General features: G+C 40.8%; 10 protein-coding genes, 7 tRNA genes and 2 rRNA genes. 17 read left to right on the top strand and 2 right to left on the bottom strand.

What is annotated here, in order from left to right:
• Nucleotides 1-62: 62 nt before the first annotated feature.
• From AC3B6Y_RS02495 to AC3B6Y_RS02470, 6 genes are all read left to right on the top strand, one after another.
• A tRNA-Ile gene (locus AC3B6Y_RS02495) sits at nt 63-136 on the top strand.
• A gap of 12 nt (nt 137-148) precedes the next feature.
• Nucleotides 149-221 (top strand) — tRNA-Ala (locus tag AC3B6Y_RS02490).
• 102 nt (nt 222-323) lie between these two features.
• Nucleotides 324-3,240: ribosomal RNA gene (locus AC3B6Y_RS02485) — 23S ribosomal RNA — on the top strand.
• Between the two features lie 73 nt (nt 3,241-3,313).
• Nucleotides 3,314-3,430 (top strand): 5S ribosomal RNA (gene rrf / locus AC3B6Y_RS02480).
• A 9-nt stretch (nt 3,431-3,439) separates the two neighbouring features.
• A tRNA-Asn gene (locus tag AC3B6Y_RS02475) sits at nt 3,440-3,512 on the top strand.
• A gap of 48 nt (nt 3,513-3,560) precedes the next feature.
• Nucleotides 3,561-3,633 (top strand) — tRNA-Thr (locus AC3B6Y_RS02470).
• A 72-nt stretch (nt 3,634-3,705) separates the two neighbouring features.
• On the opposite strand, the gene AC3B6Y_RS02465 is transcribed toward AC3B6Y_RS02470, so the two are convergent.
• Nucleotides 3,706-4,143 (bottom strand): GNAT family N-acetyltransferase, encoded by a 438-nt coding sequence (locus AC3B6Y_RS02465; RefSeq protein WP_489769567.1) that lies wholly within the window; start codon nt 4,141-4,143, stop codon nt 3,706-3,708.
• A 169-nt stretch (nt 4,144-4,312) separates the two neighbouring features.
• Between AC3B6Y_RS02465 and AC3B6Y_RS02460 the strand changes: the two genes are divergently transcribed.
• The 6 genes from AC3B6Y_RS02460 (at nt 4,313) to AC3B6Y_RS02435 (ending at nt 9,021) form a co-directional block, all read left to right on the top strand.
• Nucleotides 4,313-4,945 (top strand): DNA-3-methyladenine glycosylase, encoded by a 633-nt coding sequence (locus AC3B6Y_RS02460; RefSeq protein ID WP_489758195.1) that lies wholly within the window; start codon nt 4,313-4,315, stop codon nt 4,943-4,945.
• 79 nt (nt 4,946-5,024) lie between these two features.
• Entirely contained in the window at nt 5,025-6,485 is a 1,461-nt protein-coding gene (locus AC3B6Y_RS02455) for a peptide MFS transporter (protein ID WP_489758196.1), read from the top strand.
• Between the two features lie 166 nt (nt 6,486-6,651).
• Nucleotides 6,652-6,734 (top strand) — tRNA-Tyr (locus AC3B6Y_RS02450).
• Between the two features lie 5 nt (nt 6,735-6,739).
• A tRNA-Gln gene (locus AC3B6Y_RS02445) sits at nt 6,740-6,811 on the top strand.
• Between the two features lie 61 nt (nt 6,812-6,872).
• Nucleotides 6,873-7,574, top strand: coding sequence for a GntR family transcriptional regulator (locus tag AC3B6Y_RS02440; RefSeq protein ID WP_489758197.1), 702 nt, complete (start codon nt 6,873-6,875; stop codon nt 7,572-7,574).
• 19 nt (nt 7,575-7,593) lie between these two features.
• Nucleotides 7,594-9,021, top strand: a complete 1,428-nt coding sequence (locus AC3B6Y_RS02435; protein WP_489769568.1) for an O-antigen ligase family protein — start codon at nt 7,594-7,596, stop codon at nt 9,019-9,021.
• A gap of 169 nt (nt 9,022-9,190) precedes the next feature.
• On the opposite strand, the gene AC3B6Y_RS02430 is transcribed toward AC3B6Y_RS02435, so the two are convergent.
• Nucleotides 9,191-9,904, bottom strand: coding sequence for a WecB/TagA/CpsF family glycosyltransferase (locus AC3B6Y_RS02430; RefSeq protein WP_489791272.1), 714 nt, complete (start codon nt 9,902-9,904; stop codon nt 9,191-9,193).
• Nucleotides 9,905-9,983: 79 nt separating this feature from the next.
• Here AC3B6Y_RS02430 and AC3B6Y_RS02425 point away from each other — a divergent pair, with 79 nt between their 5' ends.
• The 5 genes from AC3B6Y_RS02425 to AC3B6Y_RS02405 all read left to right on the top strand — a co-directional run bounded on the left by AC3B6Y_RS02425 (nt 9,984) and on the right by AC3B6Y_RS02405 (nt 13,184).
• A complete protein-coding gene (locus AC3B6Y_RS02425; RefSeq protein WP_489791271.1) occupies nt 9,984-11,057 on the top strand; it encodes a glycosyltransferase family 4 protein in 1,074 nt (357 codons plus the stop codon).
• A 27-nt stretch (nt 11,058-11,084) separates the two neighbouring features.
• A complete protein-coding gene (nadE, locus tag AC3B6Y_RS02420; protein WP_489791270.1) occupies nt 11,085-11,903 on the top strand; it encodes an NAD(+) synthase in 819 nt (272 codons plus the stop codon).
• Between the two features lie 12 nt (nt 11,904-11,915).
• Nucleotides 11,916-12,344, top strand: a complete 429-nt coding sequence (locus AC3B6Y_RS02415) for a hypothetical protein (RefSeq protein WP_489758202.1) — start codon at nt 11,916-11,918, stop codon at nt 12,342-12,344.
• A gap of 146 nt (nt 12,345-12,490) precedes the next feature.
• Nucleotides 12,491-12,576, top strand: a tRNA-Leu gene (locus AC3B6Y_RS02410).
• A gap of 407 nt (nt 12,577-12,983) precedes the next feature.
• Nucleotides 12,984-13,184, top strand: a complete 201-nt coding sequence (locus AC3B6Y_RS02405; RefSeq protein WP_489756232.1) for a cold-shock protein — start codon at nt 12,984-12,986, stop codon at nt 13,182-13,184.
• The last annotated feature ends 2 nt before the right edge of the window (nt 13,185-13,186 follow it).

Here is a 13,186-nt window from a genome sequence, read left to right as displayed (position 1 = left end):
AACTTTGTTTAGTTTTGAGAGGTCTACTCTCAGGGCACCAAGAGACAAGCGCGAAAGAAATCGGGCCTATAGCTCAGCTGGTTAGAGCGCACGCCTGATAAGCGTGAGGTCGATGGTTCAAGTCCATTTAGGCCCATAGAAATAGTACGGGGGTTTAGCTCAGCTGGGAGAGCACCTGCTTTGCAAGCAGGAGGTCATCGGTTCGATCCCGTTAACCTCCATTGACAGGAAACTGTCAAGGACATTAGTACTTTGAAAACTGAATATTATGAGAAGAAAGACACCGAGAATCGAGAGATTCGAAAGTAAGAAGTAATAAGTAAGGTTAAGATAATAAGGGCGCACGGTGGATGCCTAGGTACTAGGAGCCGAAGAAGGACGCAACGAACAGCGAAATGCTCCGGGGAGTTGTAAGTAAACGAAGATCCGGAGATATCCGAATGGGGGAACCCGGCTAAGGTAAAGCTTAGTCACACTGCGACGAAAGTTGTAAGTGAGGAAGACGTGGTGAACTGAAACATCTAAGTAGCCATAGGAAGAGAAAGAAAAATCGATTTCCTGAGTAGCGGCGAGCGAAACGGAAAGAGCCCAAACCAGAGAGCATGCTCTTTGGGGTTGTAGGACTGGGACGTGAGATAGTCGAAGATAGCTGAATCAGTTGGGAAGCTGAACCAGAGATAGTGATAGTCTAGTAGGCGAAATCAGAGACACTCTACCAGTATCCTGAGTACGGCGGGGCACGTGAAACCCCGTCGGAAGCAGGGAGGACCATCTCCCAAGGCTAAATACTCCCTAGTGACCGATAGAGAACAAGTACCGTGAGGGAAAGGTGAAAAGCACCCCGGAAGGGGAGTGAAATAGATCCTGAAACCGTGTGCCTACAAGTAGTCAGAGCTCGTTAAAGAGTGATGGCGTGCCTTTTGTAGAATGAACCGGCGAGTTACGATTGCGTGCGAGGTTAAGTTGAGAAGACGGAGCCGCAGCGAAAGCGAGTCTGAATAGGGCGAAAGAGAGTACGTAGTCGTAGACCCGAAACCAAGTGACCTACCCATGTCCAGGTTGAAGGTGCGGTAAAACGCACTGGAGGACCGAACCCACGTAAGTTGAAAATTGCGGGGATGAGGTGTGGGTAGCGGTGAAATTCCAAACGAACTTGGAGATAGCTGGTTCTCTCCAAAATAGCTTTAGGGCTAGCCTCGGAGAAGAGGATCTTGGAGGTAGAGCACTGTTTGGACTAGGGGCCCAACATGGGTTACTGAATTCAGATAAACTCCGAATGCCAAAGATTTTTCTCCGGGAGTCAGACGGTGAGTGATAAGATCCATCGTCGAAAGGGGAACAGCCCAGATCACCAGTTAAGGTCCCAAAATCCATACTAAGTGGAAAAGGAAGTGGAACTGCACAGACAACTAGGATGTTGGCTTAGAAGCAGCAACTCATTTAAAGAGTGCGTAATAGCTCACTAGTCGAGTGGTTCTGCGCCGAAAATGTACCGGGGCTAAGTATGGTACCGAAACTGTGGATGTGCATCGAAAGATGTACGTGGTAGGAGAGCGTTGTAAGCACGAAGAAGCCAGATCGAGAGGACTGGTGGAGAGCTTAGAAGTGAGAATGCCGGTATGAGTAGCGAAAGACCAGTGAGAATCTGGTCCACCGGATGACTAAGGTTTCCTGGGGAAGGCTCGTCCGCCCAGGGTTAGTCGGGACCTAAGATGAGGCCGAGAGGCGTAATCGATGGAAAACAGGTTGAGATTCCTGTACTGTTCAGTGTTGTTTGAACGATGGAGGGACGCAGGAGATGAATTGTGAGCATGCAGCTGGAAAAGCATGTCTAAGCAGCGAGTCTGGATATGAGTCAAATGCTTATAACCGCGAAGGATGAGTTGTGATAGGGAGCGAAATTAAAGTAGCGAAGCACAATAGTCACACTGCCGAGAAAAGCTTCTAGTGAGACACTGAATACCCGTACCGCAAACCGACACAGGTAGTCAAGGAGAGAATCCTAAGGTGAGCGAGAGAACTATCGTTAAGGAACTCGGCAAAATAGCCCCGTAACTTTGGAAGAAGGGGTGCTGGTGTAAGAGCCAGCCGCAGTGAAAAGGCCCAAACAACTGTTTATCAAAAACACAGGTCTCTGCAAAATCGTAAGATGACGTATAGGGGCTGACGCCTGCCCGGTGCTGGAAGGTTAAGAGGATGAGTTAGACTTTGGTCGAAGCCCAGAATTGAAGCCCCAGTAAACGGCGGCCGTAACTATAACGGTCCTAAGGTAGCGAAATTCCTTGTCGGGTAAGTTCCGACCCGCACGAAAGGCGTAATGATTTGGGCACTGTCTCAACGATAGACTCGGTGAAATTATAATACCCGTGAAGATGCAGGTTACCCGCGACAGGACGGAAAGACCCCATGGAGCTTTACTGTAGCTTGATATTGAGTTTTTGTGTAACATGTACAGGATAGGTAGGAGCCGTAGAGATCGGTACGCTAGTATCGAAGGAGGCGCTGGTGGGATACTACCCTTGTTATATGAAAGCTCTAACCCGCGCCGTTGAAGCACGGCGGGAGACAGTGACAGGTGGGCAGTTTGACTGGGGCGGTCGCCTCCTAAACAGTAACGGAGGCGCCCAAAGGTTCCCTCAGAATGGTTGGAAATCATTCGTAGAGTGTAAAGGTAGAAGGGAGCTTGACTGCGAGACAGACAAGTCGAGCAGGGACGAAAGTCGGGCTTAATGATCCGGTGGCACCGTATGGAAGGGCCATCGCTCAACGGACAAAAGCTACCCTGGGGATAACAGGCTTATCTCCCCCAAGAGTTCACATCGACGGGGAGGTTTGGCACCTCGATGTCGGCTCATCGCATCCTGGGGCTGTAGTCGGTCCCAAGGGTTGGGCTGTTCGCCCATTAAAGCGGTACGCGAGCTGGGTTCAGAACGTCGTGAGACAGTTCGGTCCCTATCCGTCGCGGGCGTAGGAAATTTGAGAGGATCTGTCCTTAGTACGAGAGGACCGGGATGGACATACCACTGGTGTACCAGTTGTCTTGCCAAAGGCATAGCTGGGTAGCTAAGTATGGAAGGGATAAACGCTGAAAGCATCTAAGTGTGAAACCCACCTCAAGATGAGATTTCCCATTCAGTAATGAAGTAAGACCCCTCAAAGAAGATGAGGTAGATAGGTTGCGAGTGGAAGTGTAGTGATACATGGAGCTGAGCAATACTAATCGGTCGAGGGCTTAACCAAGGGTGTCGAGTAAGAACATAATATTCAGTTTTGAGAGGACTAAGGTTCTTTCAGAAGGTAAGAAGAGAGCAAGTGTGGTGGCGATAGCGAGGAGGAAACACCTGGAATCATGCCGAACACAGAAGTTAAGCTTCTCAGCGCCGAAAGTAGTTGGTGGGAAACTACCTGCGAGGATAGGTCGTTGCCATGCTGCTCTTATTCCGGTTTAGCTCAGTTGGTAGAGCATCTGACTGTTAATCAGGGTGTCGTCAGTTCGAGTCTGACAACCGGAGTTATAGTCGGATGTTTAACCGGCTTTTTTTATTAGTTTCGGATTGTTCGCCAGCTTAGCTCAGTTGGTAGAGCATCGGTATCGTAAACCGAGGGTCACAGGTTCGAATCCTGCAGCTGGCAGTATTATTATAAACAAAATAAAAAACGTTATATTAAGTTATAGCGTTTTTTATTTTGTCCATATTTATTTGATTAAACAGCTTTAACCATTTTATGGTGTTTGATACCAGCATCTAAAAATTGATTGCCTTCGACCTGATATCCTAAATTAGTATAAAAATTTTGAGCTTGATCTTGCGCATTTAAGACGAGAGTTTTAATTCCTTGCGTTTGAGCGTGTTGTTCAATCATCTGCATTATTTGACTGGCAAATCCTTGATGCCGAAAATTTTGGCGAACAGCAACTCGTTGAATATGCCATTGGGTTGGCGTTTCTTTTAAAACGCGCGCTGTGGCAATTGGCTGGTCGTTATGTTCATCGTAACCTACATAATATTGACAATTTGCTTCATCCTGATCAATTTCTAGATCAGCCGGAACATGTTGTTCTTGAATAAAAACTGTTTTTCTTAAAACTAAACTATCTTGATAAATTTGATCATTTAAATCGTCCGTGAATTTGATAATCATTTTTTCTTCCTTTCTTAACGCAAATTAGTTGACGAATTTGTTTTTTTAGCTCAATAATTTAATTGGATATTAAATTGCAAGACTTAATAATATTAGTTCTGTTTAACCATTGTGAAAATAGAGCTAATGTTTTTAATTTTACCATAAAGTATTTAGAAAGGAGGTTCTTATGAGTTCAATTACAGCATTTTTAACCAGTCAATCAACGATTCAATTAGCTCAAGATTTGTTAGGACATGAATTACAGTATCACTCTGCCTATGGTTTAACTGCTGGTTTGATTGTTGAGACAGAAGCATATTTAGGTACGCCGGATTCTGCTTCACATGCATATCGTGGTCATCATTCTCGCGCTAATCAAGCACTTTATCAAGATCCAGGAACCATTTATATTCATTCACAGCGCGGACATTACTTATTGGACATTGTTGTTCAAATGTCAGGACAACCAGAAAGTATTTTGATTCGGGCTCTGCAACCGACCAAGGGGTTAACTATTATGCGAGAACTACGGCAACAGACAACGACGACTAATTTAACGAATGGACCTGCTAAGTTGACCCAAGCGTTAGGAATTACGTCGCGTGATTTAAACCAAACCCCCTTGAGTTTCAAGACGCTGAGTTTAAGTGATCAACGAATTAAAACGCCCAAAATTATTAAAACTTCTGCGCGGATTAATGTTAGTCAACGTGGTAATTGGGCACAAAAACCTTTACGTTTTTTTGTTGCGGGTAATCCTTATGTTTCTAATTGTCGCAAAAAAGATTGTTTATTTACTAGTTTGGGCTGGAATCGCTAAATTGGGCATTGTTTTTTGACATTATCTATTAGAAAGATTAAAATGTTAGGGCATTGTTTAATATTTAGGGAGAATATTTATGGATACAAAAAAGGAAAAGACGTTCTTTGGTCAGCCTATGGGGTTAAAGACCCTATTTATGACTGAATTTTGGGAACGATTTAGTTATTATGGCATGCGGGCAATTCTGTTGTACTACATGTACTATGCGATCAAGCTCGGTGGCTTAGGCTTTAAGCAAGAAACTGCTGCGTCCATTATGTCTATTTACGGGTCATTGGTTTATATGACCAGTGTTTTAGGAGGTTATATTAGTGATCGTATTCTAGGTAGTCGGCGAACCGTCTTTTGGGGCGGGGTTTTGATCATGTTTGGTCATATCTTCTTGTCGTTGCCGCTAGGTTCTACCACGTTATACTTGTCGATTTTGTTCATTACAATTGGTACTGGTTTGTTAAAACCCAATGTTTCGGACATGGTCGGTGATTTATATAGTGCTGAGGATAACCGCCGTGATGCTGGATTTAGTATTTTTGTCATGGGAATTAACTTAGGTTCCTTAATTGCGCCCGCAGTGGTTAGTCAAGCTTGGAAGAGTTTTAACTTCCATGTTGGCTTTTCACTAGCTGCGATTGGGATGTTCTTTGGTTTAATCACGTATTATATTCAAGGAAAGAAATATTTACCAGCAGAAACGTTGAAACCCACTGATCCTATTACTGATGCTGAAAAAAGTAAACTTTATAAAAAGGTCATTGTCTTTGTCATAGCAATTGTCGTTATTGTTTTATTAATGATGGTCATGAAGTTAGCTAGTTTACAGAACTTTATTAGTTTAATCAGTATTTTTGGCATTATTTTACCAATTGCATACTTTATTATTATTTTAAGTAGTAAAAAGGTGACTAAGATTGAAAAATCGCGCGTTTATGCTTATATTGGCTTATTTATCGCTGCGGTAATCTTCTGGGCCATTGAAGAGCAAGGTTCTTCTATTTTGGGCTTGTTTGTTGCTAATAATACGCAATTGCATTTGGGGAGCTTTGAATTGAATCCAAGCTGGTTCCAAATGTTAAATCCATTCTTTATTATTATCTATACACCATTATTTGCTTCACTTTGGACTAAACTAGGTAAAAAGCAGCCTTCGTCACCGACTAAGTTCTGGTTAGGCTTAGTCTTTACCGGTATTTCCTATTTAGTTTTGGTTCTACCGTTAATGGGCGGTTCACACGGCAAAGTTAATCCATTATGGTTAGTTTTGAGCTGGGGCATTGTAGAAATTGGTGAAATGTTAATCTCACCAATTGGTCTTTCAGTTACGACTAAATTGGCGCCCAAAGCTTTCTCATCCGAAATGATGAGTATGTGGTTCTTAGCAGATGCTGCGGGACAAGCTATTAATTCCCAATTAGTTAGATTTTATCCACACCACGAAATGGCTTACTTTGGTGTAACGGGGTTAGTAGCAATTGCCTTTGCTATTCTCTTGATTTTCTTTACACCAAAAATCAAAAAATTAATGTCCGGAATCAATTAATAAAAGTTCACCTTTTGGTGAACTTTTTTCGTTTTTTAAAAGAATTATTGGTATAATATTCGTGGAATGTTTCGGAAGTTATCAATAGAAAAATAAAAAATTTGTTATAACCTCTTGCAAAATGGAACAAAATTGGTTATTATATTTAATGTCCTATTGATATGTTGGAAGGGTAGCGAAGTCTGGCTAAACGCGGCGGACTGTAAATCCGCTCCTTCGGGTTCGGTGGTTCGAATCCACTCCCTTCCATTGATTGGGTTATAGCCAAGTGGTAAGGCAATGGACTTTGACTCCATTATGCGCTGGTTCGAATCCAGCTAACCCAATAATTGACTGAAACGTTGGTTTCAGTCTTTTTTTATTTTTAATTTGAGGGGGGTAATCTCCGTGTCCGAAGTACCAATTTATGTTCAAATTCATAACCAAATGAAATCCGAGATTGCCCAAGGAAAGTGGCAAGTAGGCCAAAGAATTCCGTCAGAGCGCTGGTTAGCACAGCATTTTGCTGTGAGTCGCATGACCGCACGGCAAGCCATTCAGACCTTGGTTGATGAAGGAATCTTGTCACGTAAGGTTGGTTCTGGAACTTATGTTGCTAGTCAAAAAGTTCAAGAAAAAATGTCCGGAACGACTAGTTTTACAGATATTATGAAATCACAGGGCAAAAAGCCGGCTAGTCGCGTTGTTTCCTATCATCTTGCCGAACCGACGCTCAGTGAGAAAGAGCATTTACAATTAGCCGATAAAATTGATGTTTTACGAATGGAACGCATTCGCTTGGCCGATGGCGTGCCCATTTGTTTTGAAATCACTACTGTACCGTGGAATCTCGTTCGAGATTTAAGTCAACAGCAAATTACACAATCGCTGTATCACGCTTTAGAGCAAAAGGGCTTAAAGCTCGGACACGCTCAACAGAATGTGTCAGCAATGTTAGCCTCAGAAAAAGTAGCTGAGCTTTTAAAGGTCAAGCGAGGTGCTCCTGTGCTAAGATTACGGCAGGTTACCTTCTTAGATGATGAGCAACCGTTTGAATATGTTCGTTCACAGTATGTGGGTGAGCGCTTTGAGTTTTATTTAGAAAGATAAAAGATAATGGAGAATTATTGTGAAATCTAGTTCAATTCAACGTTTTAGTTGGTATTTAATGATTTATTTTTTAATACAACCAATTTTGGATGTGATTACCGGTTGGCAAATGAAAGTATTGCCTAACTTTAGTTTGACACTGGGCGTAGCGATTCGTGCAATTATGCTAGTTTTAATTGTTGGCTTTATTTTAAAAGTTGCGCACCAGCGTGATGATTGGCTGGATCGTTATGTGCCGTGGTTCTTAGGACTATTATTAGTATTAGTTGTGATTAATTTGGTGGTTAATTATTTCAATAAGCCCGCTTTTTCGTGGTTTACAGAAATTTCGGCGTGTTTTAAAAGTCTGCATTACTTAATTATTATTTTGGGCATGTACTACGCGTTTAAGAATTTATCAGCACAGCAATTAAAGCGTTCGGTGCCGGTTTTTGTTTATTGGGCACAAATGATGATTAACGTGGTCATGATTGTAGCAGTTATGACCAAGACGGCTTTTCATACCTATCCCCAGGGAAAATTAGGAACAAGTGGTTGGTTTAATGCTGGCAATGAGTTAAGTGCAATTTTGGCAATTGCCTTTCCAATTGTTTTGCTATATGCGCTAGAAAAGTCTCAGCAGCAACATAATTATTGGTACTTTGGCGGCGTGATTCTATCCGTCAATTCTATTACAATGCTCGGAACGAAAAGTTGTTTCTATGGGATGATTTTAGCGCTCATTTCGGCCTTCTGTTTGCAGTTAATACGAATCTTTGTGACGCATGAAAAAAAAGCTGCCAATATCATTAATACGGTTCTAATTGCCGTTTTATTGGGGGGAGTTTTAGCAATTTATCCGCATTCACCAGTTCATGATAATAGTGTGATTCAAAATCGAATTATTCGCGAAAATCAACAAAATAAAAAGAAAATGTTGTCTGATAAAAAGCACAGAAAGCATATGGATCATTACGAGCGTTTCTTATTGCAAAATAAGGAATTAAGTAATCCGCTACTAGCGAAGTTATTAAGCGGCCGGACCAATTATTATCGCCTAAATAGTTATGAATATAAAAAATCTGCCTTGGCCCAAAAATTATTTGGGATGGGCTACGGGGGTAATTATCGTAAGCATCCACGAACTGTGGAGATGGATTGGTTAGACTTCTTCTTCCAATTTGGAATTATTGGTTTCGTGATTACAATTTTGCCGTTAGTCGGCATTATCTTCTATTTATTGTTTGAATTCTGCCGTTACTTTTTCCAACCAAAAATTCAAACCAATTTATTATATTTTGTGGCCTTTGGCTTGGGAATTTTTATGTCAATCTTTTCAGGGCATGTTCTCAATGCGCCCGGAGTTAGCATGTATTTTGGTTGGGTCACAGCATACTTGTTGTTTGTCTTACAAAAACCCAAACCACAACATCTAGCTTCTCGAAAAACTAAAGTTATGTTTCCTTAAAGCTGAAATTTTTTCTAAGTAATCAAAAATTCCGTTCTTAAAAATTAATTTAGGAACGGAATTTTTTTGCGTCGTTGGCGTAATTTGAAAGGTAATGATGCTGTTACAAAAATTAAAAAGATATTATTAGGACACTATTAAGTGCGGAACTACTCAAAGATTTTTAGGGTTAATGTTGCTGCTTAACTAATTTTAAAAAGCGCGGTAAAGCTAAGAAACGTTTAAAACGACTAGGATGGCTTAATAAGCGATAGAGCCATTCTAAGTGCCAGTTTTGAATTAATTGCGGGGCGCGTTTGACCGTTCCAGATAAGACGTCAAAACTGCCTCCCACGCCAATCCAAATTGCAGGCGTCAGTTGGCGGTGGCGATAAATAAATTCTTCCTGTTTGGGAAACCCTAAAGCGACAGCCACGATATCAGGTTTAGTTTGTTTTATTTCTTGGACAATGGGTTGTTCATCTTGAAAATACCCGTCATGTGATCCGACAAGTTTTAGTTGGGGATATTTTTGGTGAATATTTTGGACGGTTTTAGTAATAATTTCGGGTTTAGCACCTAATAAATATACTTTTAGGCTACACTTATTGGCAATTTCTAGTAAACTAGTAAGTGTATCAAAGCCAGTAATTCGTTCAGAGAGTGGTTGATGCATCATTTGTCCTGCTTTAATAATCCCAATACCATCAGGAGTGATGTAGTCGGCTGTTTGAATTAATTTGCGATATTCTGGATGATCGTAAGCATAAACTGCAATCTCAGGGTTAGCAGTAACAATAAAGGTATTTTGATGATTAGCGATACGTTGCTGGAGTAACTTTATAAAATTTTGATTAGTAGTACTAATAAAAGGCAAATCTAAGATTTTAATTTGTTTTGGCAATTTTTCTAAACTCCTTTTTTAATACCTTTAGTTTACGATAACTAGATTTGTTTAACAATTTATTGTGAGGATTTAATTTATGAAAACTTTACACGTGAACGCCGGGAATGAAAATGGCGGCGGACGAACGATTATTATTAATATTCTACGGGGCTTGAATCAACGAGATATTGATTCGCAGCTCTTAGTTTTTGAACGGGGTCCAGTTTCTGATCTAGCAAATGAATGGCAAATTCCCACTACTATTATGAACCAAGATGGGCAGTTGGATTTGCGGGTGCTCGGGCGTCTCAAGAAGTTCATTAATGATAATCAAATTGATATTGTGAATACGCATGGTCCCCGGGCTAATTTTTTAATGAGTTTGATTTATAAGCATGTGCATGCAAAGTGGATCATTACGGTTCATAGTGATCCTTATGTGGATTTTGCTGACAATTTCAAAGGAAAGTTAATGACTTCTTTAAATTTACGGGCCTTGAAAAAAGCTGAGCTATTGATGCCAGTAACTGCTAAATTTAAGCCAATTTTAGAACAAGTGGGGATTGCCGCAGACAAAATCAAGCCGGTCTTTAATACAATGTACTTTCGCGAAAAAGCGCCCCAAACGACGCGACAAGATCCGTTTACGCTATTGAATGTTGCTCGTTTAGTGCCTGTGAAAAACCAACAATTACTCTTAAAAGTTTTAGCAGAGCTAGATTTTGACTGGCGCTTAAAGCTAGTGGGTGATGGAACTTCGCGGCCCCAATTGGAACACTTAGTACAAGAACTAGATTTGGCACAAAAAGTCGAATTTATCGGCTTTCAAGACAAAACAGAGCAGTATTACCAAAACGCGGACTTATTTGTCCTACCATCATTATCGGAAGGCTTTCCACTAGTTTTACTAGAAGCAGCTAATAATGGTTTACCCGTGGTCGCTAGTGATGCTGGTTCGGATGCGCAAGCCGTTCAACCGGGGCTGGGTTGGATTACCCCTATTAATGATTTTGAAAGCCTAAAACAGGCGTTAATTCAAGCTCATGACTTGTGGCAAAAAGATGAATTACGCGCTTTGGGCCAGAAATATTATGAATATTGTGCTGCCAATTTTTCTAACGAACGTTTGGCTCAAACAATCAGTGAAATTTATCAAACTGTGTTAAAGTAATTGTATTTGAGAAATGAGGTTTTAAGATTGCGTCCATTACAAAAAGAAATTATTGCTTTTGAAAAAGTTGCGCCCCAGATTGATCCCGAACAAGAAGTACAGCGGAGTGTGGACTTTTTAAAGCATTTTTTACAAAAAAATCAATTAAAAACATTAGTGTTAGGAATTTCTGGTGGTCAAGATTCGACTTTAACAGGTCGCTTGGCCCAGTTGGCTGTGAGTGAATTACGAGCAGAACACCCCCAATCTAGTTACCAATTTATTGCCGTTCGTTTGCCTTATGGGCAACAAGCTGATGAATCAGATGCTTTACAGGCTTTAGATTTTATTCAACCGGATAAGACTTACCGGGTGGATATTAAGCCAGCAGTAGATGCAGTCGTGGCTAGTATCACACCTAATGGCTTAGCCATTAGTGATTTCAATAAGGGCAATATTAAAGCGCGTCAACGCATGATTGTACAATATGCGATTGCTGGTGAAACTAAGGGCGTTGTAGTGGGAACCGATCACGCCGCGGAAAATATTACGGGTTTTTATACTAAATACGGTGATGGTGCCGCCGATGTTACGCCTTTATTTAGGTTAAATAAGCGCCAAGGCCGTCAATTATTGCAATACTTGCAAGCCCCGGCCAATTTATATACTAAAACCCCGACGGCTGATTTAGAGGATGGTCGGCCAGGCTTAGCTGATGAAGTTGCTTTGGGGGTAACGTATCAAGAGATTGATGATTATTTGGAAGGCAAAGAAGTCACAGCAGCAGCGGCCCAAAAGATTGAAAACTGGTATTTGAAGACTGCTCATAAGCGGCAGTTGCCGTATACAGTTTTTGATCAATTTTAAGGAGGCAAAGACATGGTTAATAAAGCACAACAACGGGCGATCAAGTATGCACAAACGTTAAATGATGTTTTACAACGGACGCAGGAAATTCAAGAAGAGTTGAATCCTAAGTTTCAAGAAATTAAAACGGCTTTGCAAAAAAACGAATTAGAGCAAATGCAATCCGCTCATTACTTGGCAATTCAGGGTGATTTTCAGCATGGAACTGATGAATATGCTCAATTAACCCAACAATTAGCCGATTTAAGAGCTCCAGCACGTTTTATGGGCATTCATATGAATTTAGTTCAAGCCTATCAAGCTTATGTTCAAGCTTGTCAGCAAATGATTGATAGTATGAAAGATAATCGTACGGTGGACTTGGATCAATTTCAACAGTCTGAACAAGATCAAGACCAAGCAACGGCTGAGATTGCTAAGTGTTTACAGCGCTTAGGTTAAAATTTTTTGTTCCAGCTCCCAATTGGAGTTAGATGCCAGTTGCCTCATAAAAATAAAAGATTTGTGTTAATTGATGCTAATTTATTTTTGCCGCAGTTGCTTGCAAAATTTGCCCATTCATATTATGATGAATGAGTATTGTTTTTGCGGGCATGGCGGAATTGGCAGACGCGCAAGACTAAGGATCTTGTGGAGAATTATCTCCGTGGAAGTTCGAGTCTTCTTACCCGCATCTTAATTAAAGTAGCTACGGCTACTTTTTTTGTTGTCATATATGAAAATGATTGAACAAAAATCGCTTAATACTCAATTTTTGGCGAATATTTAAACAAGTGGCACTACGACAATTTGGATAAGAATATTATTCACTTTACTAGATTTTTTAATTTTTTGATTGCTGGTTTCTTAATGTGAAGAAGTGGTTCTTGTTAGGCTCTAGGAGCGCAAAGAGCTGTTTAAAGTGTGCTTTCCATATTAAAATAAATTTAATAAATTTAGCAAAACTTGATTGATTATCTTTTGTGAGCATGTTAATATAAAGACGTGTTTTTGAATGGTTATGGTTCGATGGTTCATGTGTAACTAACTTCCATATCGGCCACAAAGAAATGCAAAAAGTGTTTTGAGGAGGATGTTCACATGGAACATGGAACAGTAAAATGGTTTAACGCTGAAAAAGGTTATGGTTTTATTACTCGCGAAGATGGTAGTGATGTATTCGTACATTTCTCCGCTATCAACGGTGAAGGCTATAAGACTCTTGAAGAAGGTCAATCAGTTACTTTCGATATCGAAGAAAGTGATCGTGGACCACAAGCAGTTAACGTTAACAAAGACTAAGC

The organism is Bombilactobacillus sp. ESL1092 (assembly GCF_058107465.1).
The sequence above is the reverse complement of the archived record's forward strand: the minus strand, read 5'-3'. Positions and strand labels throughout refer to the sequence as shown.